Below are 23,884 nucleotides of genomic sequence, written 5' to 3'. Positions count from 1 at the left end.
GAGGCATAATGAAAACGCTGCTGATTATTGACGCTAATCTCGGTCAGGCACGCGCCTATATGGCGAAGACCCTGCTGGGCGCGGCGGCGCGAAAAGCAAAACTGGAAATCATCGACAATCCGAACGACGCTGAAATGGCGATTGTTCTCGGTGATTCCATCCCTAACGACAGCGCGCTGAACGGTAAAAATGTCTGGCTGGGCGATATTTCCCGGGCAGTTGCGCACCCTGAGCTGTTCCTGAGTGAAGCCAAAGGCCATGCGAAACCTTACACTGCACCGGTCGCTGCGACAGCACCAGTTGCCACCAGCGGTCCGAAACGCGTAGTTGCGGTGACAGCTTGCCCGACTGGCGTAGCACACACATTTATGGCGGCTGAAGCCATTGAAACCGAAGCGAAAAAACGTGGCTGGTGGGTGAAAGTTGAAACCCGTGGTTCTGTTGGCGCGGGTAATGCGATCACCCCTGAAGAAGTAGCCGCAGCGGATCTGGTGATTGTGGCGGCAGATATCGAAGTGGATCTGGCGAAATTTGCTGGTAAACCGATGTATCGCACCTCTACCGGTCTGGCGCTGAAGAAAACCGCGCAGGAACTGGATAAAGCGGTTGCTGAAGCAACGCCGTATGAACCGGCGGGCAAAGCTCAAACAGCGACCACTGAAGGTAAGAAAGAGGGTGCAGGCGCTTACCGTCACTTGCTGACGGGCGTCTCTTACATGCTGCCGATGGTCGTTGCAGGTGGTCTGTGTATCGCGCTTTCTTTTGCTTTTGGTATCGAAGCGTTTAAAGAGCCGGGTACGTTGGCAGCGGCGCTGATGCAGATTGGTGGTGGTTCAGCCTTTGCGCTGATGGTGCCGGTACTGGCAGGTTACATTGCCTTCTCCATTGCCGATCGTCCGGGTCTCACGCCGGGTCTGATTGGCGGTATGCTGGCGGTCAGCACCGGTTCTGGCTTCATTGGGGGTATTATTGCGGGCTTCCTGGCTGGTTACATTGCGAAGTTAATCAGTACGCAACTGAAACTGCCACAGAGTATGGAGGCGCTGAAACCGATCCTGATCATTCCGCTAATTTCCAGTCTGGTGGTCGGTCTGGCGATGATCTACCTGATCGGTAAACCGGTTGCTGGCATTCTCGAAGGGTTGACTCACTGGCTGCAGACCATGGGGACTGCGAATGCGGTTCTGCTGGGGGCGATCCTCGGTGGCATGATGTGTACTGACATGGGCGGTCCGGTAAATAAAGCAGCGTACGCATTCGGTGTGGGTCTGCTGAGTACTCAAACCTATGGCCCGATGGCGGCGATTATGGCGGCAGGTATGGTGCCACCGCTGGCAATGGGTCTGGCAACAATGGTGGCGCGTCGCAAATTCGACAAAGCGCAGCAGGAAGGTGGCAAAGCCGCTCTGGTTCTTGGTCTGTGCTTTATTTCGGAAGGTGCAATTCCGTTTGCTGCTCGTGATCCGATGCGTGTGCTGCCGTGTTGTATCGTTGGTGGGGCGCTGACTGGCGCAATCTCAATGGCGATTGGTGCGAAACTGATGGCACCGCACGGTGGTCTGTTTGTTCTGCTGATCCCTGGCGCTATTACGCCGGTACTGGGTTACCTGGTAGCAATTATTGCCGGTACGCTGGTGGCGGGTTTGGCCTATGCCTTCCTGAAACGTCCGGAAGTGGACGCAGTAGCGAAAGCAGCGTAATAAAAGGTGTGTTACAGGGCAGAAATTTCCTGCCCTGTAACATTTGATGAGCGCAAAGGGAATGACCAGTTTGTGAATGTAATTTTATGAATTTAAATGGTTTTATCTTTCAGTAGAAACCTGAAATGTTCATCAAACACTAAGGTTATTTCCTCAAGGGCAGATTATTTTCTGCCCTTTTTTAGTGTTCCTGTTCTGTGCATCCCGTCACAAATTCCTCACTTTTGTAATTCAGGCATTTAATCGCATTTTGTGAGCCTGCTCAAATCTGCCCATTTTGCCTCTCTGGCGGCAATTTACTTTACGTAAAACATGCATACTATGAGCACATGTTTAAATATGAACATATGTTTAAACCGTCTTTGCAGTATCTATATTCTTGTGGATTGACAGGGTTGGTAATTTTTTACCAGAGGACGTGCTATGCGCGAAAAGGATTATGTCGTAATTATAGGCTCGGCGAATATTGATGTCGCCGGATATTCACATGAATCATTAAATTATGCGGATTCAAATCTAGGTAAAATAAAATTTACGCCTGGTGGGGTAGGGCGCAATATTGCACAAAACCTGGCGTTGCTGGGTAATAAAGCCTGGCTACTGAGCGCCGTAGGCAGTGATTTTTATGGTCAATCGCTGCTAACGCAAACCAATCAATCTGGCGTTTATGTCGATAAATGCCTGATTGTGCCGGGAGAAAATACGTCGAGCTATTTATCACTACTCGATAATACCGGTGAAATGCTGGTTGCTATAAATGACATGAATATTAGCAACGCTATTACAGCTGAATATCTCGCACAGCACCGTGAATTTATTCAGAGGGCAAAGGTCATTGTCGCGGACTGTAATATCAGTGAAGAGGCACTGGCATGGATTCTGGATAATGCCGCCAACGTACCCGTATTTGTCGATCCTGTTTCTGCGTGGAAATGTGTCAAAGTGCGCGACCGTCTAAATCTGATCCACACTCTCAAGCCAAACCGCCTCGAAGCGGAAACCCTGAGTGGGATTGCGCTGTCAGGGCGTGAAGAAGATGTGGCAAAGGTTGCCGCCTGGTTCCATCAACATGGCCTGAACCGACTGGTATTGAGCATGGGCGGCGACGGCGTTTATTACAGTGATATCAGCGGTGAAAGTGGTTGGTCTGCGCCGATTAAAACCAATGTCATTAATGTTACCGGAGCGGGCGATGCCATGATGGCGGGACTTGCTTCGTGTTGGGTAGACGGAATGCCGTTTGCCGAATCTGTTCGTTTCGCACAGGGATGTTCGTCAATGGCGCTCTCCTGTGAATACACCAATAACCCCGATTTATCGATTGCCAACGTTATATCGTTAGTGGAGAACGCAGAATGTCTGAATTAAAAATTTCCCCTGAATTATTACAAATTTCCCCGGAAGTGCAGGACGCTTTAAAAAACAAAAAACCGGTTGTGGCACTGGAATCGACCATTATTTCTCACGGGATGCCATTCCCGCAAAATGCTGAGACGGCAATTGAAGTAGAAGACACAATTCGTAAGCACGGTGCTGTACCTGCAACAATCGCCATTATTGGTGGTGTCATGAAAGTAGGTTTGAGCAAAGAAGAAATTGAATTGTTAGGCCGTGAAGGACATAACGTGACGAAAGTCAGTCGCCGTGATTTACCTTTTGTCGTTGCCGCAGGAAAAAATGGCGCGACCACCGTTGCTTCAACGATGATTATCGCGGCACTGGCAGGAATTAAAGTATTTGCAACGGGGGGGATTGGTGGTGTGCATCGCGGTGCGGAACATACATTCGATATTTCTGCCGATTTACAGGAACTGGCAAATACTAATGTCACCGTTGTTTGTGCCGGTGCAAAATCTATTCTCGATTTAGGATTAACAACAGAATATTTAGAAACCTTCGGTGTACCGTTAATTGGCTATCAGACAAAAGCGCTGCCTGCGTTTTTCTGCCGTACCAGCCCATTTGAAGTCAGTATTCGCCTTGATAGTGCCACGGAAATCGCTCGTGCAATGGCAGTGAAATGGCAAACCGGTTTGAACGGCGGCCTGGTAGTGGCGAATCCGATCCCGGAGCAGTTTGCGATGCCGGAGGAATCTATCAATGCAGCCATAGATCAAGCTGTCGCCGAAGCCGAAGAGCAGGGCGTTATTGGTAAAGAAAGTACACCGTTCCTGCTGGCTCGTGTTGCTGAACTGACCGGTGGTGACAGCCTGAAATCCAACATCCAACTGGTGTTCAACAACGCCATTCTGGCGAGCGAAATTGCCAAAGAATACCAGCGTCTCGCGGGTTAATTTCTGACGGGCAGAAAGCCGTCGCCCGTACTGATCATACATACCAAAACCTGGCGCTAGCGCCGGGTTTACTGGCATGAAAGGAAAATCATTATGGATATAATGAGAAGTTTGGTGGGTATGGTGGTATTGCTGGCAATTGCATTCTTATTGTCAGTGAATAAAAAAGGTATCAGCATACGCACGGTCGGGGCTGCATTGCTGCTGCAAATCGCTATTGGTGGCATTATGCTCTACTTCCCACCGGGAAAATGGGCAGTAGAGCAGGCGGCATTAGGCGTGCATAAAGTGATGTCTTACAGTGATGCCGGTAGCGCCTTCATTTTTGGTTCGCTGGTTGGGCCGAAAATGGATGTCCTGTTTGATGGCGCGGGCTTTATCTTCGCCTTTCGCGTACTTCCGGCAATTATTTTCGTCACAGCGCTCATCAGCCTGCTGTACTACATTGGCGTGATGGGGCTGCTAATCCGCATTCTTGGCAGTATTTTTCAGAAAGCCCTCAACATCAGCAAAATCGAATCTTTTGTTGCGGTTACCACTATTTTCCTCGGGCAAAATGAGATCCCGGCGATCGTTAAACCGTTTATCGATCGCATGAATCGCAACGAGCTATTTACGGCAATTTGTAGCGGGATGGCGTCCATTGCCGGTTCGATGATGATTGGTTATGCCGGAATGGGCGTACCAATTGACTACCTGTTAGCGGCATCGCTGATGGCGATCCCTGGTGGTATTTTGTTTGCACGTATTCTTAGCCCAGCCACCGAGCCTTCGCAGGTGACATTTGAAAATCTGTCGTTCAGCGAAACGCCGCCAAAAAGTTTTATCGAAGCGGCGGCGAGCGGTGCGATGACCGGGTTGAAAATCGCCGCTGGTGTGGCGACGGTGGTAATGGCGTTTGTGGCAATTATTGCGCTGATCAACGGCATTATCGGCGGAATTGGTGGCTGGTTTGGTTTTTCCAATGCCTCTCTGGAAAGTATTTTTGGCTATGTGCTGGCACCGCTGGCGTGGATCATGGGCGTGGACTGGAGTGATGCCAACCTTGCGGGTAGTCTGATTGGGCAGAAACTGGCGATTAACGAATTCGTCGCTTACCTGAGTTTCTCCCCATACCTGCAAACGGGCGGCACGCTGGAAGTGAAAACCATTGCGATTATCTCCTTTGCGCTTTGTGGTTTTGCTAACTTTGGTTCTATCGGTGTAGTCGTTGGGGCGTTTTCGGCTATTTCGCCAAAACGCGCGCCGGAAATCGCCCAGCTTGGGTTACGGGCGCTGGCAGCAGCAACGCTTTCCAACCTGATGAGCGCGACCATTGCCGGGTTCTTTATTGGTTTAGCTTGAGTTTCATTGCCGGATGTACGCGCTTATTAAGCGTTGCATCCGGTAATCGCGTACTATTCCAGATTATTTTTTACTGCATCATCCCGGAGAATTTATTCTCCGGGTCCATCTCCAGCGCCAGCCCTAACAACTGCTTTCTGTTTTTAATCAGATACCCTTTCTTGCTTTTAATTAATAAACCGTCATGAATGAATTGCGCGAGAACATATAAAAGATGTCGATAAGAAACGCCCAAATACTCTGCCGCTTGCGTATGCTTTTCGTGATAAAGATCACCTTCCTGCGAGAGTAATATAAAAGCTGCCAGGCGATTCACTAACGGAAATGATTGATTCTGAGTTAAAGAAACAATATTACGATAATTTTTATGACTTAAGGTGACGCAGAGTTTTCGTAAAAATAGCGTGTCGTTTAATAACAGCGTACGGTAATGTTTCATGGGGAGTGCAAGGCACCAACACTCTTCAATCGCCTGTACCGCTCGTGGTTCATGATCTTTATCGATTAACTCAATCTCGCCAATAAAACAGGGTGCAGCAAAGAAATCAATCAGCGACACACGACCATTAGCAAGCGTGGCGTAAAGCCTGGCGCGGCCTCGCGTCAGGTAAAACAGCCATAACGGCTGTTGCCCTTCCTGCACAATGTAGTCACGCGCTAAAAAATGAAACAGCCGTGTATCGGCTGAAACATCCGTTGAAAAGCAATCCTTATACGCGGACTTACTCATCAATTGCTGCTTAAGATCATTATTGTGGATTTCTTTCACGATGTTTATCCGCTATGAGATTTCTCATATTTAGCATACGTACGCTGTTGTTAAGATTCAATCATCGGCCCGGTCGAATTTTCTTTGCTGTAGAAAAAATAACGCAACTGGAAACAGAGGAAATAAACAATGGAAAAGAGAAAAATTATTCTGGATTGTGATCCGGGTCATGATGATGCTATTGCCATAATGATGGCCGCGAAACATCCGGCGATTGATTTATTAGGTATCACTATTGTGGCGGGGAATCAAACCCTCGATAAAACATTAATTAATGGCCTGAGTGTTTGCCAGAAACTGGAGATTAATGTTCCGGTTTATGCGGGGATGCCGCAACCCATTATGCGTCAACAAATCGTTGCCGATAATATTCACGGTGAAACCGGGCTGGATGGTCCGGTATTCGAACCGCTGACTCGTCAGGCAGAAAACACCCATGCGGTGAAATATATCATCGATACCCTGATGGCAAGCGATGGCGATATCACTCTGGTGCCGGTTGGTCCGCTTTCAAATATCGCGGTGGCAATGCGTATGCAACCCGCAATCCTGCCGAAAATCCGTGAAATTGTACTGATGGGCGGCGCTTACGGTACTGGCAACTTCACCCCATCTGCCGAGTTCAACATCTTTGCTGACCCGGAAGCGGCGCGAGTGGTGTTCACCTCCGGCGTTCCATTAGTGATGATGGGCCTCGATCTCACCAACCAGACCGTTTGCACTCCGGACGTGATTGCACGGATGGAAAGAGCAGGCGGCCCTGCCGGAGAGTTGTTCAGCGACATCATGAACTTCACTCTGAAAACCCAGTTCGAAAACTACGGTCTGGCTGGCGGCCCGGTGCACGACGCCACCTGTATCGGCTATCTGATTAACCCTGATGGCATAAAAACCCAGGATATGTACGTCGACGTGGACGTTAACAGTGGCCCTTGTTACGGGCGTACCGTCTGCGACGAGCTGGGCGTTCTTGGCAAGCCCGCCAATACCAAAGTCGGCATCACTATTGATACCGACTGGTTCTGGGGATTAGTCGAAGAGTGCGTGCGCGGCTACATCAAAACCCACTAAGTGGTGATATCAAGCCGGGCCGGTATCGCTGGATGCAAGCCTGGCTATTTCTGATGGGCAGAAAGCCGTCGCCCAAAATGACATGAAGAGATAATAACTATGGATGTCATGAGAAGTGTTCTGGGAATGGTGGTACTGCTGGCAATTGCGTTTTTGCTGTCAGTAAACAAGAAGAAGATCAGCCTGCGTACTGTCGGTGCGGCGTTAGTGTTACAGGTCGTGATTGGCGGCATAATGCTTTGGTTACCGCCAGGGCGTTGGGTCGCAGAAAAAGTCGCTTTTGGCGTGCATAAAGTGATGGCGTACAGCGACGCAGGTAGCGCATTTATCTTCGGTTCTCTGGTCGGACCGAAAATGGACACCTTATTTGATGGCGAAGGATTTATCTTTGGTTTCAGGGTATTACCGGCAATTATCTTCGTCACTGCACTGGTGAGTATTCTCTACTACATCGGTGTAATGGGGATCTTAATTCGCATTCTCGGCGGTATCTTCCAGAAAGCGTTAAATATCAGCAAGATTGAGTCATTCGTCGCGGTCACTACCATTTTCCTCGGGCAAAACGAAATTCCGGCAATCGTCAAACCCTTTATCGATCGTCTGAATCGCAATGAATTATTTACGGCTATTTGTAGTGGCATGGCCTCGATTGCTGGTTCGACAATGATTGGTTACGCCGCACTGGGCGTGCCTGTGGAATATCTGCTGGCGGCATCGTTAATGGCGATCCCTGGCGGGATCTTGTTTGCCCGCATGTTAAGTCCGGCTACGGAATCTTCGCAGGTTTCCTTTAATAACCTCTCTTTCACCGAAACACCGCCAAAAAGCATTATTGAAGCCGCTGCTACAGGGGCAATGACCGGGCTGAAAATCGCTGCGGGTGTGGCGACAGTGGTGATGGCATTTGTCGCCATCATTGCGTTGATCAACGGTGTTATCGGCGGCGTTGGTGGCTGGTTTGGTTTTGAACATGCCTCGCTGGAGTCCATTTTAGGTTACCTGCTGGCCCCGCTGGCGTGGGTGATGGGTGTTGACTGGAGTGATGCGAATCTTGCCGGAAGTTTGATTGGACAGAAACTGGCGATTAATGAATTTGTCGCTTACCTCAATTTCTCACCTTATCTGCAAACAGCTGGCACTCTGGATGCTAAAACCGTGGCGATTATTTCCTTCGCGTTGTGCGGTTTCGCTAACTTTGGTTCTATCGGGGTGGTGGTTGGCGCATTTTCTGCGGTTGCGCCACACCGTGCGCCGGAAATCGCCCAGCTTGGTTTACGCGCGCTGGCGGCGGCGACACTTTCTAATCTGATGAGTGCCACCATTGCAGGATTCTTTATTGGCTTAGCGTAGTGCGCGAGTTATGAGCCGGATAAGACGCGGTCAAGCGTCGAATCCGGCAAGATTGTTACACCATCGGCACTAATGAAAGCGCGTTATCGGCAGACAGGGTAGGGTTGTTTAAGCTGCCGCTGGCGCGTGAAATTGCCGCGCAGGCCATCGCAAAACGGGCACTATCACGGAAACTGCTTCCTTCCAGAAAGCTATACACCAGGCCCGCCATAAAACCATCGTCAGCACCAAAACTGTCTACCGTCGTATGCGCTGGCGCAGTCAGCAAAAATTGTTCGCCATCCTTTTGGCTGCAATAAACAGACTCATCGGGCAAATAAACAAACAGTTGCTGAACGCCTTGCTGATGCAACGCATTCACTGCGGCATTACGATCAGCATCGCGGGTTATCGGCTGGCCCCATAAAATTTCCAGCTCCGGCAAAGTGGGTTTCAGAGTGTGAATATGCGCCAGCCAGTGTTTGATTTTGCCCGCTTTGAATTCTGAAACGGTATCGACAAACACCGGGATTTCATCAGCGAGGGTAAAGACCCACTCCAGCGCCTCGGCTGTCAGGTTGCAATCAGCCAGTACCACGCCCGCATGACGAAGTAAATCGCGCGACCCGTTCAGTAGTTGCGGTGTCAACTGATCCAGCAGATGGGTATCGTTAATCGCCAGCACGGTTTGATCGTCTCGATTGGCAATTGCCAGATACGTCGATGTGCTTTGACCATGTAAACGAACGCAGCCGGAGACATTCACGCCGGCGCGGCGCGTTTCTTCCAGGAGCATTTCGCCATAAAAGTCATCGCCAATCACTGAAAGCAAATGGACGTCGCGGCCTAACAGCGCCAGATTGTGGGCGATATTGCGTCCAACGCCGCCTGCCGAGCAATGAATTGTACCGGGATGAGAAGCCGCTTGCGGGTAACGGATATCCGCCATCCCGCGAATATCCATATTGATTGTCCCCACCACTACGCAGTATTCCTGCTCGGTGAGAATGTAACCTTTGCCTTTAATCCGACCTTTGCGCATTAAATCCATAATATGCGCTGCAACACGCGAACGGCTGATTTGCAGCATATCCGCAATTTCGTTCTGCTGAATCAGCGGGTTACGCCTTAATATTGCAAGGATCTCCTTCTCCCGGTTATTCATCTTCAGGCTACCGCTTTTTCAGTTTGTTGCGCTTTCAGCCAGGCGATTTCTTCTGCCCAGATATCCGGGTTGATGGTTTCAAGGATCAGCGGAATACCGTCGAAACGGTCGTCCTGCATAATCCAGCGGAACGCATCGTGGCCGATATTGCCTTCACCGAGGCTATGATGACGGTCAACGCGGCTGCCAAAGGTACTTTTCGCATCGTTAAGATGCATACCGCGTAGATACTTAAAGCCGACAATACGGGCAAAATCCGCGAACGTTTTCTCGCATTCGGCTGGAGTACGCAAATCATACCCGGCAGCGAAAGCATGGCAGGTATCAATGCAGACGCCGACGCGGGATTTATCTTCCACGCCGGCGATAATCGCCGCGAGATGTTCGAATTTAAACCCTAAGTTGCTGCCCTGACCGGCGGTATTTTCAATCACCGCTGTCACACCTTGAGTTTTATCCAGCGCAATGTTGATGGATTCGGCAATACGCGCAAGGCAATCCTCTTCTGAAATCTGCATCAGATGGCTGCCAGGGTGGAAGTTGAGCAAAGAAAGCCCCAGCTGTTCGCAACGCTGCATTTCATCTATAAACGCATCGCGCGATTTTTCCAGAGCTTCAGCGACCGGATGTCCGAGGTTAATCAGATAACTGTCGTGGGGAAGAATTTGCGCCGATGTGTAGTGATATTTTTCACAGGCGGCTTTGAATTCATCGATGGTTTGCGTCGTGAGCGGTGCGGCACGCCACTGACGTTGGTTTTTGGTGAACAAGGCAAACGCGGTTGCGTCGATTTCGGCGGCGCGAATTGCGGCATTTGCCAGACCGCCAGCAGCACTAACGTGCGCTCCAATGTATTTCATGCGAGGACTCCTGTTAAACCCGCTGGAGGAAAACGGTAATGATAGCGGGTTAACAGGAGCAAGATGTAGTGGTTTATGCGATGACGCTTTGAATCACATAGTTAATCGCACCACCACCAACAATCAGCCAGGCAAACAGTACCAGAGCCATCAGCAGAGGTTTCGCCCCGGCTTTTTTCAGCGCGCTGACGTGAGTGGTCAGACCCAGCGCCGCCATCGCCATTGCCAGCAGGAAAGTATCCAGCGTTACCAGCATATTCACTACGCTCTGCGGTAACAGGTGGAACGAGTTAAAGATGGCAACTACGATGAACAATATGGCAAACCACGGAATAGTGATTTTGCTTTTCTCGCCGCTGTTCGCCCCAGACAGCTGTTTAACACGCGCCGCCAGCAGGATGAGGAACGGAGCCAGCATCATCACGCGCAGCATTTTGGAAATAACTGCTGCGTTTTCTGCATCCGGGCTGATGGCATGACCTGCCGCCACCACCTGCGCCACTTCGTGCACAGTAGAACCAATGTAGATACCGAAAGTTTCCGGACTAAACCATTGAGACATCAGCGGATATATCGCCGGGTAGAGGAAAATCGCGACGGTCCCGAAGATAACAACGGTTGCAACAGCCACGGTTACTTTACTGGCTTCCGCTTTCACTACCGGCTCAGTCGCCAGTACCGCGGCAGCACCACAGATACTGCTACCGGCACCGATCAACCAGCTGGTGTGCTTATCCAGACCAAACACTTTCTGCCCCAGGAAACAAGCCAGCAGGAAGGTACTGGACAGCGTCAGCACGTCAATGATGATCCCACTGATACCGACATCGGCAATTTGCGAGAACGTCAGACGGAAGCCATAAAGAATGATACCCAGACGTAATAAATATTGCTTGGCAAACAGCACGCCACCGTCACAGCTTTTCCAGATGTGCGGATAGATGGTGTTGCCTAAAACCATCCCCAACAAGATTGCGAGGGTGAGGGCACTAAACCCGGCACCCGCAACCGCGGGAATGGAACCACCCCACAGGGCGACCCCGGTGATAACTGCACTCAGGGCTAACCCCGGAATAAAATGCCACAGTGTACGATGTTGTTTCTGTAAGGTGATATTCGTCATAACCCTCTCCTTTAACCGGGTATAAGGTTACGACTAACTGGTTTAAAAATAAAATTGATTATATATTTATAATCAATCTTTATAAGTGGTAAGCGACTATGCACATCACCCTCCGGCAGTTGGAAGTTTTTGCAGAAGTATTGAAAAGTGGATCAACCACCCAAGCGTCGGTGATGCTGGCGTTGTCGCAATCAGCAGTGAGCGCAGCCTTGACTGACTTGGAAGGGCAGCTTGGCGTGCAACTGTTTGATCGCGTGGGGAAAAGACTGGTAGTTAATGAACACGGGCGGCTGCTCTATCCGCGAGCGTTGGCACTGCTTGAACAGGCGGTTGAAATCGAACAACTGTTTCGCGAAGACAACGGCGCGATTCGTATCTATGCCAGTAGTACTATCGGTAACTACATTCTGCCTGCAGTTATCGCCCGTTATCGCCATGATTATCCGCAGTTGCCGATTGAACTTAGCGTTGGGAACAGCCAGGACGTGATGCAAGCGGTGCTGGATTTCCGCGTTGATATTGGCTTTATTGAAGGCCCGTGCCACAGCACTGAAATCATCTCTGAACCGTGGCTGGAAGACGAACTGGTGGTTTTCGCCGCGCCGACTTCGCCGTTGGCTCGTGGTCCGGTCACCTTAGAGCAGCTGGCCGCTGCGCCGTGGATCCTGCGTGAACGCGGTTCCGGCACGCGGGAGATTGTCGATTATCTGTTGCTGTCACATTTACCGAAGTTTGAGATGGCGATGGAGTTAGGTAACTCCGAGGCAATCAAACATGCGGTGCGTCATGGATTGGGAATTAGTTGCCTGTCGCGACGGGTCATTGAAGATCAATTGCAGGCAGGCACGTTAAGTGAAGTTGCGGTCCCTCTGCCGCGCTTGATGCGCACGTTGTGGCGTATCCATCATCGGCAAAAACACCTTTCCAACGCGCTTCGGCGCTTTCTGGACTATTGCGATCCCGCGAATGTACCGCGTTAAGTTGCTGTACAAGAACATGCTGGTGCTGTGTCGATTTCGTGACGCAGCGCCCGCAGCATGCATTCGCCAGAAAAGAGATTGGCTGCTTTACTTATAATCCCGGGGCGATCATGAAGGTGTCTTATAACCGTGTATTTCTGCCGGAAGGATTGCCAATCGTCTGCTACAATCGCGCCTCATTTTTAAGATGGATAGCATTTTTGTATGGTTTCCGAAACTAAAACCACAGAAGCGCCGGGCTTACGCCGTGAATTAAAGGCGCGTCACCTGACGATGATTGCCATTGGCGGTTCCATCGGTACAGGTCTTTTTGTTGCCTCTGGCGCAACGATTTCTCAGGCAGGTCCGGGCGGGGCATTGCTCTCGTATATGTTGATTGGCCTGATGGTTTACTTCCTGATGACCAGTCTCGGTGAACTGGCCGCATATATGCCGGTTTCCGGTTCGTTTGCCACTTACGGTCAGAACTATGTTGAAGAAGGCTTTGGCTTCGCGCTGGGCTGGAACTACTGGTACAACTGGGCGGTGACTATCGCCGTTGACCTGGTTGCAGCTCAGCTGGTTATGAGCTGGTGGTTCCCGGATACACCCGGTTGGATCTGGAGTGCGCTGTTCCTCGGCGTTATCTTCCTGCTGAACTACATTTCGGTCCGTGGCTTTGGTGAAGCAGAATACTGGTTCTCACTGATCAAGGTTACGACGGTTATTGTCTTTATTGTTGTCGGCGTGCTGATGATTATCGGTATCTTCAAAGGGGCACAGCCTGCGGGCTGGAGCAACTGGACAATCGGCGAAGCACCGTTTGCTGGTGGTTTTGCGGCAATGATCGGCGTGGCAATGATTGTCGGCTTCTCTTTCCAGGGTACCGAGCTGATCGGTATTGCTGCAGGCGAGTCCGAAGATCCGGCGAAAAACATTCCACGCGCGGTACGTCAGGTGTTCTGGCGAATCCTGTTGTTCTATGTGTTCGCGATCCTGATCATCAGCCTGATTATTCCGTACACCGATCCGAGCCTGCTGCGTAATGATGTGAAAGACATCAGCGTCAGTCCGTTCACCCTGGTATTCCAACACGCGGGTCTGCTCTCTGCGGCGGCGGTGATGAACGCTGTTATTCTGACGGCGGTGCTGTCAGCGGGTAACTCCGGTATGTATGCGTCTACTCGTATGTTGTACACCCTGGCGTGTGACGGTAAAGCGCCGCGCATTTTCGCTAAATTGTCGCGTGGTGGCGTGCCGCGTAACGCGCTGTATGCGACGACGGTGATTGCCGGTCTGTGCTTCCTGACCTCGATGTTTGGTAACCAGACGGTATACCTGTGGTTGCTGAACACCTCTGGTATGACAGGCTTTATTGCCTGGCTGGGGATTGCGATTAGTCACTACCGCTTCCGTCGCGGTTACGTATTGCAGGGACACGACATTAACGATCTGCCGTACCGTTCAGGCTTCTTCCCACTGGGGCCGATCTTCGCATTCATTCTGTGTCTGATTATTACTTTGGGCCAGAACTACGAAGCGTTCCTGAAAGACACCATTGACTGGGGCGGCGTAGCGGCAACATATATTGGTATCCCGCTGTTCCTGATTATCTGGTTCGGATACAAGCTGATTAAAGGAACTCGCTTCGTACGCTACAGCGAAATGAAGTTCCCGCAGAACGATAAGAAATAAGTTTCCTCCCTTCCTTGCTAAGCCCTCTCAACCGAGAGGGCTTTTTCAATTCTATTTCCCTGACAAATCATGCGGATATAAATTTTAACATTTGGATTGATAATTGTTATCGTTTGCATTATCGTTACGCCGAAATCAAAAAAGGCTGACAAATCAGGGGCTGTTCCGGCTTTCTGGGATGATCACCTGCATACAAATAAGTCCACCGCGATGCTGCCGTACGCAAGGGGACGTGAAGAAGATGTGAGCGATAACCCATTTTATTTTCGTAGTTACCTCATGGAGATATGGAATGTTTAGGTTGAACCCTTTCGTACGGGTCGGGCTGTGTTTGTCCGCTATTTCTTGTGCATGGCCTGTGTTAGCGGTCGATGATGATGGCGAAACGATGGTTGTCACTGCATCTTCCGTTGAGCAAAACCTTAAAGATGCACCCGCCAGTATCAGCGTCATTACCCAGGAAGACCTGCAGCGAAAACCGGTACAGAATCTGAAGGATGTCCTCAAAGAAGTGCCTGGCGTACAACTGACGAACGAAGGGGATAACCGTAAGGGCGTTAGTATTCGTGGTCTGGACAGCAGTTACACCCTGATTCTTGTCGATGGTAAACGCGTTAACTCCCGCAATGCCGTTTTCCGCCATAATGATTTCGATCTGAACTGGATACCTGTCGACTCCATCGAGCGTATTGAAGTGGTCCGTGGCCCGATGTCGTCGCTGTACGGTTCCGATGCGCTCGGCGGTGTCGTGAATATCATCACCAAAAAAATCGGTCAGAAATGGTCGGGTACCGTTACTGTCGATACCACCATTCAGGAACATCGCGATCGCGGTGATACCTATAACGGTCAGTTCTTTACCAGCGGACCATTAATTGACGGCGTGCTGGGAATGAAAGCTTACGGCAGCCTGGCAAAACGTGAAAAGGATGACCCACAAAACTCAACGACCACCGATACCGGAGAAACGCCGCGTATTGAAGGATTCTCCAGCCGCGACGGCAATGTGGAATTTGCCTGGACACCGAATCAAAATCACGATTTTACCGCTGGATATGGTTTTGACCGTCAGGATCGTGATTCCGACTCGCTGGACAAAAACCGCCTGGAACGTCAGAACTACTCCGTTAGCCATAATGGGCGTTGGGATTACGGCACCAGCGAACTGAAATACTACGGTGAGAAAGTCGAAAACAAAAACCCTGGCAACAGCAGCCCGATTACTTCCGAAAGCAATACGGTCGATGGTAAATACACGTTGCCACTGACGGCGATTAATCAGTTTGTTACGGTTGGCGGTGAATGGCGTCACGACAAACTTAGCGATGCAGTAAACCTGACCGGAGGAACAAGCTCCAAAACGTCTGCCAGCCAGTACGCGCTGTTTGTGGAAGATGAATGGCGGATCTTCGAGCCGCTGGCGCTGACGACCGGCGTGCGTATGGACGATCACGAAACCTACGGTGAACACTGGAGTCCTCGTGCCTACCTGGTTTACAACGCCACCGACACCGTAACGGTGAAAGGGGGCTGGGCGACGGCATTTAAAGCACCTTCTCTGTTGCAACTTAGCCCTGACTGGACGAGCAATTCCTGCCGTGGCGCATGTAAGATTGTGGGTAGCCCGGATCTGAAACCTGAAACCAGCGAAAGTTGGGAGCTGGGGCTTTACTACATGGGTGAAGAAGGCTGGCTGGAAGGGGTTGAATCCAGCGTGACCGTTTTCCGCAACGATGTAAAAGATCGTATCAGCATCAGCCGTACGTCTGACGTCAATGCTGCTCCGGGCTACCAAAACTTTGTCGGTTTTACAGCGGACGGTGTGCCAGTATTCAGCTACTACAACGTTAACAAAGCACGTATTCAGGGCGTGGAAACCGAACTGAAAATTCCGTTCAACGATGAATGGAAACTGTCGATCAACTACACCTACAACGATGGTCGTGATGTCAGCAACGGCGAAAACAAACCGTTGTCCGATCTGCCGTTCCATACCGCTAACGGTACGCTGGACTGGAAACCGCTGGCGCTGGAAGACTGGTCATTCTATGTTTCTGGTCACTATACCGGGCAGAAACGCGCCGACAGCGCGACGGCTAAAACTCCGGGCGGTTATACCATCTGGAATACCGGCGCGGCCTGGCAGGTGACCAAAGACGTCAAACTGCGTGCGGGTGTGCTGAACCTTGGCGACAAGGATCTCAGTCGTGACGACTACAGCTATAACGAAGATGGACGTCGTTACTTTATGGCAGTGGATTATCGCTTCTGATGCGAATATGCCCGGCGTGGATCCCGCCGGGCATAATCCCAGAAATTCGCTTCTGGCTTTATAACCGATGAAATTTTGCCAGTAAGGCCAGTGAAAATGTTGTCAGCAAAATGGTAATGACTGCGTAAATATACACTCCTGACCATTCCCAACTGTTTTTCACCATAATAACTGGAAGCCCTGCCATTGCCGCGCCTAAATAACTAAACAAGCCCCTGAATCCAGTAATGGAACCTGCCGCATCTTTATGCGTAACATCAAGACACCCGACAGCGAATAACATATGCGGTCCATACAATGCAAACCCCATGATTGTAAACAGAATAGCCGTTAATGTGTAGGAGACGTCCTGCACCAGCGGTACGAGAACGATGCAAATACATAAAGCGATGGCAAAGATTAATCCTGTCATCCAGCGGTTACTTTTAAACATGAAATCGGACAAGTACCCCGCCAGTAATCCCCCAGCAAGTCCACCTGCTTCAAACCAGGATATAATGGAGTTCGCTTTAATCAGGCTCCAGTTATGAACCTGAGAATAATAAATTTGTGGCCAGTCATTGAGGATGGTGCGTGCAATATAGACCGACATATCCCCGAGGATAATGAGCCAAACTAATGGGTTGGTAAGAATATATTTAACGAATATTTGCCAAAAACTGAGATCAACCGGACTTGCTTTAACTTGTGCAAGTTCTGTCGGGTCGTTGCGCCACTTACCGACGTTAGGCAAACCGAGCGTGCCGGGACGATCTTTTATCGTAAACAAGGCAACAATCCCCATAATCAGTGAGATTACACCCGGAACATAAAAGCCCATCTTCCAGCTGCCACTAAAAGCAATAGCAAAGCTTGTCAGGAGAGGCGCAAGACTACCGCCAATATTATGCGCAGCTTCAACAACTGCCCACCAGCGTCCGCGTTCATTTTTCGAGAACCACGAGGCCATAATTTTTGCCATTGGCGGAAAACTGGTACCCTGGAGAATAGCATTAAGGCTATACAGGATATAGAACGCAGCAACGCTGTCTGAAAAACCGAAAAGAATGTTAACAATACCGACGCCAATAAGTACGGGGCCAGTCATCGCTCGTGGGTTAATTTTATCGACTAACATGCCACCTACAAACTTCATGGAGCCATAAAGAATGTAAAAGACCGACGACATGATAGCGAAATCTTGTGCGGTTAATGACGTATCCGTTAACATCGCTGGCATGGCCGCAGAGAAATTCTTGCGGGTTAAGTAAAATACGGCATAAGAGATAAATACAGAGGTGATGATTTCAATGCGAAATTTTTTATAAGTATGATCAACTTCTTCTTTTGGTTTGACCACCGGTTGGTCGGCCTGGCTGAAAATAAATTTTTTCAAACTCATTGTGAGTTTCCTTTTCTGTGAACCTTATGGCGCTATAATTTTTCTTCTATAAAAAAGAGAAGCGACTCGAAACCATTAAAATTAATCTGGTCAGCAATTTTTTCCCGGGTTTTAGGTTTTGCTTTCCATGCCACGCCATTTCCGGCATGCAAAAGCATAGGAATATCATTGGCACCATCTCCACAGGCAATGATGTTTTCACGGCAGATAGCTAACTCTGTCGCTAAATTTATCAGGGTTTGCTTTTTCTTTTCTGCATTCATAATAGGTAAGGTAATTGTATCAGTTAACAGATCTTCCTTAATGCGCACAGAGTTAGAAAATGCAAAATCAAGTTGATATTTTTCCTTCAATCGCTCAGTAAAAATATCCAAACCTCCAGATATAATTGCCGTCTTGAATCCTTTTTCTTTTAGTATGGGAAGAATAGTTTCAAGACCTGGTGAAAGAGTCATCTGTTCACAAACTTGATGCAATATATCTTTATGCGTTCCTTTAAGCATGGCAATTCGCCGGGTAAAACTGGTATCAAAATCGATTTTCCCTTCCATCGCTTCACGGGTCAGTGCGGTGATTTTTTCAGAGATGCCGAGTCTACGGGCTATTTCATCGACACCTTCTTCTTCAACAAAGGTGGAATCCATATCAAAGGCAATAATTCCCTGATCCGGTAAGACCCTGGGTTTACGGAAAAAATCAAACTGATGATTATCAGCACGGTGACGTAAACCAGCATAAAAAGCAGGGTTGGTAACATCATTTGGTAATACTAGCTTTAGATACTCTCTATTTATTTGCCTACTGTAATTCGTTGTTAGCGAAAACACCGAGGGGGAAATCTTTAAATGTTGCAGATAATCTTTCAGACATTTTTGGGTGATGTCGATGCCTGTTGGCGACAAGAAATAAATAATCGTCATTTACCGCTCCTTTTTATCTGCGATGATTATAATAAGATTTCGTAGAGGCTGATGTATCTGACAATCACAGTTGTGAATGTTAAATAAAAGATAAAAAGTACTTTTTTGATACTTTGAAATAATAAGATACTAAAAGTACCATTTTTGATATCTTTACCGGGATATAAAGAATAACTATTTTTCAACGTTGAAGGAATCATTTACAAATATGGAAAGCTGCATAGATATATTCAAGATAGTTATTGGTCCATCCAGTTCCCGCACAGTCGGGCCAATGCGTGCGGCTTATAATTTTGTGTCACAATTGAAACAGCAAGAAATGTTACCTTTGTTGCGGAAAATTGATGTCGAACTTTATGGTGCGCTGTCATTAAGCCGCAAGTGCCATAATGTTGATGTGGCGATTTATCTCGGTTTGCAAGGACACTTACCTGACAGCGTTGACATTCGCATGGAAATGTCCGCCATCAGGCGTGCAGAAACTGAGGCGACGCTGGAAGTTATGCCTGGTGTCAACGTCAGTGTATCCATTCTTTCTAATCTACAAGCGCATCCGGGGCACCCTTATGCGATGACATTTCGTGCCAGAGATGACTGGTTTACACTTTATGAAGAAACCTGGTTTTCTATCGGCGACGGTCAAGTGCTAAAAGCAGGAGAGGCGATTATTCCTCCATCAGTCACTCCACATCCTTTTGAATTCCAGAACGCAAACGAATTATTAAAACTTTGTCAGCAAAACGGATTATCTGTCGCGGCATTAATGATGAAAAACGAACTGCACTGCCAGACAGCAGCTTTTTTGCATGACGATCTTCATAAAAAATGGGAAGTAATGAAGGATGCGGTTTATCGCGGGATGCATACAGAAGGATTACTTCCAGGTCCGTTTCAGGTTAACCGTCGTGCCTGTGCTTTATATAAATCGTTGCAGTCAAAGGGGTTTTCCAATGACTTCCTGACTACGCTCAATTGGGTCAATACTTTTGCCATTGCGGTGAGCGAAGAAAATGCTGCGGGTGGACGTGTCGTGACAGCACCCACCAACGGCGCGAGCGGTATTATCCCGGCTGTACTGTGCTGGTATGATAAATTCATTCACGAGCTTGATACATACTCCGTTACCCGCTTTTTACTGACCGCTGGTGCCATCGCCATTCTGTTCAAAAAAAATGCCTCTATTCTGGGTTCTGAAGTTGGATGTCAGGGGGAAATAGGTGTTGCCAGTTCAATGGCGGCAGCAGGATTAGCAGAACTTATGGGCGGGTCAGTAGCTCAGGTACTTAGCGCGGCAGAAATTGCGATGGAGCATCATTTAGGTTTGACCTGTGATCCAGTTGGCGGGCAGGTACAAATTCCCTGTATTGAACGAAATGCTATTTCAGCTGTGAAAGCTATCAACGCAACGACGATGGCGTTGAGTCGCATAAGCGAGCCGTGCATTACGCTGGATGAGATAATTTCCGCGATGTATGAAACCGGAAAGGATATGAGCGCTAAATACCGTGAAACTTATCATGGCTGTCTGAGCAAATTGCAGCCAAGAAAAAAGGATGCGTAAGATGAAATATAATACTATGAATAACAACGAAATTATTTTATCACTGTGCGCTCGCATTAAAGAAACGCGTATCTCATTATCATTGACCCAACAGCAGTTAGCCGAGCGTGCATTGGTGGGCATAGCAACGGTCAAGCGGATTGAAAAGGGGGGAAGTTTAAATCTTGATACTCTCATTTCTCTTCTGCGCGCGCTGAATAAATTGCAAAATCTCGATGCCATATTGTTCGAAGCAGAAATGCGTAATTTCAACGAAAATAGTTCCAGCGGCGAAGGGGCAGGGCGACTACAGGTACGCCAGCAACTGACAGATTTAAACCAGAAGTCTCCAGCCCCGCACGCAGATGACCATAATTTTAGTACGGCGCTGGAAAATACCCTCTGCTGGTGATTATTTCTGTAAATACTGCGCATGGAAGCGCAGATGATCCTCTATAAAAGAGGCAATAAAGTAGTAACTGTGATCATATCCCGGCTGAATACGCAGCGTCATCGGCCACGCTTTTTGACGCGCGGCTTCTGCCAGCACTGCGGGTTGTAGCTGGTCGGCAAGAAACTGATCATTATCGCCCTGATCAATCAGTGTCGGGATCGCATCCTGCGCATTACTCGCATACATCAGCGCGCAACTGTCCCATTCCATCCAGTCATTTTTATCCTCACCCAGATAAGTGCTAAACGCTTTTATTCCCCACGGGACGCTGCACGGATTCACAATCGGCGCAAAGGCGGAAACACTGGTGTATTTGCCAGGATTTTTCAGCGCCATAATCAGCGCACCGTGACCACCCATTGAATGACCGCTAATAGCGCAGCGATCGCTGACGTTAAATTGCGATTGAATGAGAGTCGGTAATTCATCGCGCAGATAATCGTACATCCTATAATGCGTCGCCCACGGTTTTTGTGTGGCGTTGAGATAAAACCCCGCGCCCTGACCTAAATCGTAGCCCTCATCGTTGGCAACTTGTTCGCCGCGCGGACTGGTGTCTGGCATCACCAGTACAATCCCCAGTTCCGCCGCTACGCGTTGGGCCCCCGCTTTGGTGGTGAAGTTCTCGTCATTGCAGGTTAATCCGGAGAGCCAGTACAGCACCGGCGGCGGGGTGTGATCGCGAGGCGGTGGAAGAAAGATGCTGAACGTCATCGGGCAATTTAAGGTACTGGAGTCGTGCCGCCAGCGTTGTTGCCAGCCTTCAAAACAGCGGTGCTCTTCGAGCATTTCCATGCGTGGCTCCTTGTTGTGTTGTTTGCAATTTCTTCATCATACCGTTTATTCAATGTGCTGTGAGTAACTTTCACTTCCGTATATACATAACGATGTTTTAACATCTGCTGATGAAAGGCAGCGGCAATTACAATAATTATCGCTGTGAATACTGGATTATGTGCGCCGCCTCACGCACAATAATCAGGCTGTAAATCAGCTTAATAACTTTGCCCCCACGCAGGGCGGAGGCGTCACACCTGCAGGAGAAATCATAAATGCCATCACTCAGTAAAGAAGCGGCCCTGGTTCATGAAGCGTTAGTTGCGCGAGGACTGGAAACACCGCTGCGCCCGCCCGTGCATGAAATGGATAACGAAACGCGCAAAAGTCTTATTGCTGGTCATATGACCGAAATCATGCAGTTGCTGAATCTCGACCTGGCTGATGACAGTTTGATGGAAACGCCGCATCGCATCGCTAAAATGTATGTCGATGAAATTTTCTCCGGTCTGGATTACGCCAATTTCCCGAAAATCACCCTCATTGAAAACAAAATGAAGGTCGATGAAATGGTTACCGTGCGCGATATCACCCTGACCAGCACCTGTGAACACCATTTCGTTACCATCGATGGCAAAGCGACGGTGGCCTATATTCCGAAAGATTCGGTGATCGGTCTGTCAAAAATTAACCGCATTGTGCAGTTTTTTGCCCAGCGTCCACAGGTGCAGGAACGTCTGACGCAGCAAATTCTCATTGCGCTACAAACGCTGCTGGGCACCAATAACGTAGCTGTCTCTATCGATGCGGTACATTACTGCGTGAAGGCGCGCGGCATCCGCGATGCAACCAGTGCTACAACAACGACCTCTCTTGGTGGATTGTTCAAATCCAGTCAGAATACGCGCCACGAGTTTCTGCGCGCTGTGCGTCATCACAACTGATTAAAAGGCAGGAACCATGGAGCGCAACGTCACGCTCGATTTTGTTCGCGGCGTCGCCATTCTGGGGATCCTGCTATTAAACATCAGCGCCTTTGGGTTACCAAAGGCGGCTTATCTCAACCCCGCCTGGTACGGCGCTATTACGCCGCAGGATGCATGGACCTGGGCATTACTCGATCTCATCGGTCAGGTGAAATTCCTCACGCTTTTTGCGTTGCTGTTTGGTGCTGGCCTGCAAATGTTGCTACCCCGTGGCAAACGCTGGATCCAGTCGCGGTTAACACTGTTAGTCTTGTTGGGCTTTATTCACGGTTTATTGTTCTGGGACGGCGATATTCTGTTGGCTTACGGGCTGGTGGGCTTAATCTGCTGGCGGCTGGTGCGCGATGCGCTATCGGTAAAAAGCCTGTTTAATACCGGCGTCATGCTTTATCTGGTGGGGCTTGGCGTTTTGCTGTTGTTGGGGGTGATTTCAGACAGTCAGACCAGCCGCGCCTGGACGCCGGATGCATCGGCTATTTTGTATGAAAAATACTGGAAGCTTCATGGCGGCGTTGAAGCGATCGGTAACCGTGCCGATGGAGTTGGGAACAGTTTACTGGCACTGGGCGCACAGTATGGCTGGCAACTGGCAGGGATGATGCTAATTGGCGCGGCGCTGATGCGCAGTGGCTGGCTGAAAGGACAGTTTAGCTTGCGCCATTATCGGCGTACCGGTTTTGTGCTGGTGGCGATTGGGGTGATCATGAACCTTCCAGCGATCGCCCTGCAATGGCGGCTGGACTGGGCATATCGCTGGTGCGCCTTCTTACTTCAGATGCCGCGGGAACTGAGTGCGCCGTTTCAGGCGGTTGGCTATGCGTCGCTGTTTTATGGTTTCTGGCCGCAATTGAGCCGCTTTAAGCTGGTGCTCGCGATCGCCTGCGTCGGACGGATGGCGCTGACCAACTATCTATTGCAAACGCTGATTTGTACCACGCTTTTATATCACCTCGGTTTGTTTATGCAGTTTGACCGTCTGGAATTGCTGGCGTTTGTTATTCCGGTATGGCTGGCGAATATTCTTTTCTCTGTTATCTGGCTGCGTTACTTCCGTCAGGGGCCGGTGGAATGGCTCTGGCGTCAGTTAACTTTGCGTGCTGCCGGACCTGCATTATCTAAAACATCAAGATAACGATCTGGATCACATTCATTAACAAAATGGTTGTAACCGTTTCCATTGCTGTGACTCGATTCACGAAGTCCTGAATTCAGTGCTGACAAAATAGCCGCCAGCAAGCAGGCATT

At 49.4% G+C, this 23,884-nt stretch carries 20 protein-coding genes; 13 read left to right on the top strand and 7 right to left on the bottom strand.

Going from position 1 to position 23,884, the window contains the following annotated elements:
• Positions 1–8 precede the first annotated feature (8 nt).
• The 4 genes from fruA to QUF14_RS13990 all read left to right on the top strand — a co-directional run bounded on the left by fruA (position 9) and on the right by QUF14_RS13990 (position 5,338).
• The gene (fruA, locus tag QUF14_RS14005) at positions 9–1,700 is read left to right on the top strand and encodes a PTS fructose transporter subunit IIBC (protein ID WP_000854458.1); all 1,692 of its coding nucleotides are present in this window, start codon (positions 9–11) and stop codon (positions 1,698–1,700) included.
• Positions 1,701–2,123: 423 nt separating this feature from the next.
• Positions 2,124–3,068 (top strand): pseudouridine kinase, encoded by a 945-nt coding sequence (locus QUF14_RS14000; protein WP_100733650.1) that lies wholly within the window; start codon positions 2,124–2,126, stop codon positions 3,066–3,068.
• Entirely contained in the window at positions 3,056–3,994 is a 939-nt protein-coding gene (gene psuG, locus QUF14_RS13995) for a pseudouridine-5'-phosphate glycosidase (RefSeq protein ID WP_001292440.1), read from the top strand. The genes QUF14_RS14000 and psuG overlap by 13 nt, the downstream gene beginning before the upstream one ends.
• 93 nt (positions 3,995–4,087) lie before the next feature.
• Entirely contained in the window at positions 4,088–5,338 is a 1,251-nt protein-coding gene (locus QUF14_RS13990) for a NupC/NupG family nucleoside CNT transporter (RefSeq protein WP_000353869.1), read from the top strand.
• 70 nt (positions 5,339–5,408) lie between these two features.
• Here the strand turns inward: QUF14_RS13990 and QUF14_RS13985 are convergent, their stop codons facing one another.
• Complete coding sequence (locus tag QUF14_RS13985) at positions 5,409–6,107, bottom strand: transcriptional regulator YeiL (RefSeq protein ID WP_100733651.1); 699 nt, start codon at positions 6,105–6,107, stop codon at positions 5,409–5,411.
• A 129-nt stretch (positions 6,108–6,236) separates the two neighbouring features.
• Between QUF14_RS13985 and rihB the strand changes: the two genes are divergently transcribed.
• Both rihB and QUF14_RS13975 read left to right on the top strand, forming a co-directional pair.
• Positions 6,237–7,178 carry a ribosylpyrimidine nucleosidase gene (gene rihB / locus QUF14_RS13980; RefSeq protein WP_000415436.1) on the top strand — a complete coding sequence of 314 codons (942 nt, stop codon included), beginning with the start codon at positions 6,237–6,239 and terminating at the stop codon, positions 7,176–7,178.
• Between the two features lie 99 nt (positions 7,179–7,277).
• Complete coding sequence (locus tag QUF14_RS13975; RefSeq protein ID WP_000382952.1) at positions 7,278–8,528, top strand: NupC/NupG family nucleoside CNT transporter; 1,251 nt, start codon at positions 7,278–7,280, stop codon at positions 8,526–8,528.
• 55 nt (positions 8,529–8,583) lie between these two features.
• Here the strand turns inward: QUF14_RS13975 and QUF14_RS13970 are convergent, their stop codons facing one another.
• The 3 genes from QUF14_RS13970 to QUF14_RS13960 all read right to left on the bottom strand — a co-directional run bounded on the left by QUF14_RS13970 (position 8,584) and on the right by QUF14_RS13960 (position 11,655).
• Positions 8,584–9,672 (bottom strand): sugar kinase, encoded by a 1,089-nt coding sequence (locus QUF14_RS13970; protein WP_001064991.1) that lies wholly within the window; start codon positions 9,670–9,672, stop codon positions 8,584–8,586.
• A gap of 2 nt (positions 9,673–9,674) precedes the next feature.
• A complete protein-coding gene (gene nfo, locus QUF14_RS13965; RefSeq protein ID WP_000873877.1) occupies positions 9,675–10,532 on the bottom strand; it encodes a deoxyribonuclease IV in 858 nt (285 codons plus the stop codon).
• A 73-nt stretch (positions 10,533–10,605) separates the two neighbouring features.
• A complete protein-coding gene (locus QUF14_RS13960; RefSeq protein ID WP_000182053.1) occupies positions 10,606–11,655 on the bottom strand; it encodes a YeiH family protein in 1,050 nt (349 codons plus the stop codon).
• A 98-nt stretch (positions 11,656–11,753) separates the two neighbouring features.
• Here QUF14_RS13960 and yieE point away from each other — a divergent pair, with 98 nt between their 5' ends.
• The 3 genes from yieE (at position 11,754) to cirA (ending at position 16,581) form a co-directional block, all read left to right on the top strand.
• The gene (gene yieE, locus QUF14_RS13955) at positions 11,754–12,635 is read left to right on the top strand and encodes a DNA-binding transcriptional regulator YeiE (RefSeq protein ID WP_000548294.1); all 882 of its coding nucleotides are present in this window, start codon (positions 11,754–11,756) and stop codon (positions 12,633–12,635) included.
• A gap of 204 nt (positions 12,636–12,839) precedes the next feature.
• On the top strand, positions 12,840–14,309 hold the full coding sequence (lysP, locus tag QUF14_RS13950; protein ID WP_000253277.1) for a lysine-specific permease: 1,470 nt from the start codon (positions 12,840–12,842) through the stop codon (positions 14,307–14,309).
• 292 nt (positions 14,310–14,601) lie between these two features.
• Positions 14,602–16,581, top strand: a complete 1,980-nt coding sequence (gene cirA, locus QUF14_RS13945; RefSeq protein ID WP_000489261.1) for a catecholate siderophore receptor CirA — start codon at positions 14,602–14,604, stop codon at positions 16,579–16,581.
• Between the two features lie 58 nt (positions 16,582–16,639).
• Here cirA and QUF14_RS13940 read toward each other — a convergent pair whose 3' ends face one another.
• Together QUF14_RS13940 and serB are read right to left on the bottom strand one after the other, a co-directional pair.
• Positions 16,640–17,962 (bottom strand): MFS transporter, encoded by a 1,323-nt coding sequence (locus tag QUF14_RS13940; protein WP_000053687.1) that lies wholly within the window; start codon positions 17,960–17,962, stop codon positions 16,640–16,642.
• A gap of 32 nt (positions 17,963–17,994) precedes the next feature.
• A complete protein-coding gene (gene serB / locus QUF14_RS13935; protein ID WP_000152725.1) occupies positions 17,995–18,882 on the bottom strand; it encodes a phosphoserine phosphatase SerB in 888 nt (295 codons plus the stop codon).
• A gap of 208 nt (positions 18,883–19,090) precedes the next feature.
• Between serB and QUF14_RS13930 the strand changes: the two genes are divergently transcribed.
• On the top strand, positions 19,091–20,443 hold the full coding sequence (locus QUF14_RS13930) for an L-serine ammonia-lyase (protein ID WP_000443201.1): 1,353 nt from the start codon (positions 19,091–19,093) through the stop codon (positions 20,441–20,443).
• Position 20,444: 1 nt separating this feature from the next.
• The gene (locus QUF14_RS13925; protein WP_001353094.1) at positions 20,445–20,834 is read left to right on the top strand and encodes a helix-turn-helix domain-containing protein; all 390 of its coding nucleotides are present in this window, start codon (positions 20,445–20,447) and stop codon (positions 20,832–20,834) included.
• Here the strand turns inward: QUF14_RS13925 and yeiG are convergent, their stop codons facing one another.
• The gene (gene yeiG, locus QUF14_RS13920) at positions 20,835–21,671 is read right to left on the bottom strand and encodes an S-formylglutathione hydrolase (RefSeq protein WP_000425467.1); all 837 of its coding nucleotides are present in this window, start codon (positions 21,669–21,671) and stop codon (positions 20,835–20,837) included.
• A gap of 257 nt (positions 21,672–21,928) precedes the next feature.
• Between yeiG and folE the strand changes: the two genes are divergently transcribed.
• Both folE and yeiB read left to right on the top strand, forming a co-directional pair.
• Positions 21,929–22,597, top strand: a complete 669-nt coding sequence (gene folE, locus QUF14_RS13915; protein ID WP_001139613.1) for a GTP cyclohydrolase I FolE — start codon at positions 21,929–21,931, stop codon at positions 22,595–22,597.
• Between the two features lie 16 nt (positions 22,598–22,613).
• Positions 22,614–23,771: a DUF418 domain-containing protein YeiB gene (gene yeiB, locus QUF14_RS13910; protein WP_100733652.1), complete on the top strand. Its 1,158-nt coding sequence runs from the start codon at positions 22,614–22,616 to the stop codon at positions 23,769–23,771.
• Positions 23,772–23,884 lie beyond the last annotated feature (113 nt).

Source organism: Escherichia sp. HH091_1A (genome assembly GCF_030295175.1).
Lineage (GTDB): Bacteria > Pseudomonadota > Gammaproteobacteria > Enterobacterales > Enterobacteriaceae > Escherichia > Escherichia coli_F.
Note: the sequence above shows the minus strand (reverse complement) of the source record. Positions and strands in the feature narration are given on the sequence as shown.

What these genes read in the sequence shown, in the direction of transcription:
- QUF14_RS13925 (WP_001353094.1), top strand. Translation starts at nt 20,445, where the DNA reads ATGAAATATAATACTATGAATAACAACGAAATTATTTTATCACTGTGC.
- psuG (WP_001292440.1), top strand. Translation starts at nt 3,056, where the DNA reads ATGTCTGAATTAAAAATTTCCCCTGAATTATTACAAATTTCCCCGGAA.
- QUF14_RS13975 (WP_000382952.1), top strand. Translation starts at nt 7,278, where the DNA reads ATGGATGTCATGAGAAGTGTTCTGGGAATGGTGGTACTGCTGGCAATT.
- QUF14_RS13930 (WP_000443201.1), top strand. Translation starts at nt 19,091, where the DNA reads ATGGAAAGCTGCATAGATATATTCAAGATAGTTATTGGTCCATCCAGT.
- lysP (WP_000253277.1), top strand. Translation starts at nt 12,840, where the DNA reads ATGGTTTCCGAAACTAAAACCACAGAAGCGCCGGGCTTACGCCGTGAA.
- QUF14_RS14000 (WP_100733650.1), top strand. Translation starts at nt 2,124, where the DNA reads ATGCGCGAAAAGGATTATGTCGTAATTATAGGCTCGGCGAATATTGAT.
- fruA (WP_000854458.1), top strand. Translation starts at nt 9, where the DNA reads ATGAAAACGCTGCTGATTATTGACGCTAATCTCGGTCAGGCACGCGCC.
- QUF14_RS13940 (WP_000053687.1), bottom strand. Translation starts at nt 17,962, where the DNA reads ATGAGTTTGAAAAAATTTATTTTCAGCCAGGCCGACCAACCGGTGGTC.
- nfo (WP_000873877.1), bottom strand. Translation starts at nt 10,532, where the DNA reads ATGAAATACATTGGAGCGCACGTTAGTGCTGCTGGCGGTCTGGCAAAT.
- serB (WP_000152725.1), bottom strand. Translation starts at nt 18,882, where the DNA reads ATGACGATTATTTATTTCTTGTCGCCAACAGGCATCGACATCACCCAA.
- cirA (WP_000489261.1), top strand. Translation starts at nt 14,602, where the DNA reads ATGTTTAGGTTGAACCCTTTCGTACGGGTCGGGCTGTGTTTGTCCGCT.
- QUF14_RS13970 (WP_001064991.1), bottom strand. Translation starts at nt 9,672, where the DNA reads ATGAATAACCGGGAGAAGGAGATCCTTGCAATATTAAGGCGTAACCCG.
- QUF14_RS13990 (WP_000353869.1), top strand. Translation starts at nt 4,088, where the DNA reads ATGGATATAATGAGAAGTTTGGTGGGTATGGTGGTATTGCTGGCAATT.
- yeiG (WP_000425467.1), bottom strand. Translation starts at nt 21,671, where the DNA reads ATGGAAATGCTCGAAGAGCACCGCTGTTTTGAAGGCTGGCAACAACGC.
- folE (WP_001139613.1), top strand. Translation starts at nt 21,929, where the DNA reads ATGCCATCACTCAGTAAAGAAGCGGCCCTGGTTCATGAAGCGTTAGTT.
- yieE (WP_000548294.1), top strand. Translation starts at nt 11,754, where the DNA reads ATGCACATCACCCTCCGGCAGTTGGAAGTTTTTGCAGAAGTATTGAAA.
- QUF14_RS13960 (WP_000182053.1), bottom strand. Translation starts at nt 11,655, where the DNA reads ATGACGAATATCACCTTACAGAAACAACATCGTACACTGTGGCATTTT.
- yeiB (WP_100733652.1), top strand. Translation starts at nt 22,614, where the DNA reads ATGGAGCGCAACGTCACGCTCGATTTTGTTCGCGGCGTCGCCATTCTG.
- rihB (WP_000415436.1), top strand. Translation starts at nt 6,237, where the DNA reads ATGGAAAAGAGAAAAATTATTCTGGATTGTGATCCGGGTCATGATGAT.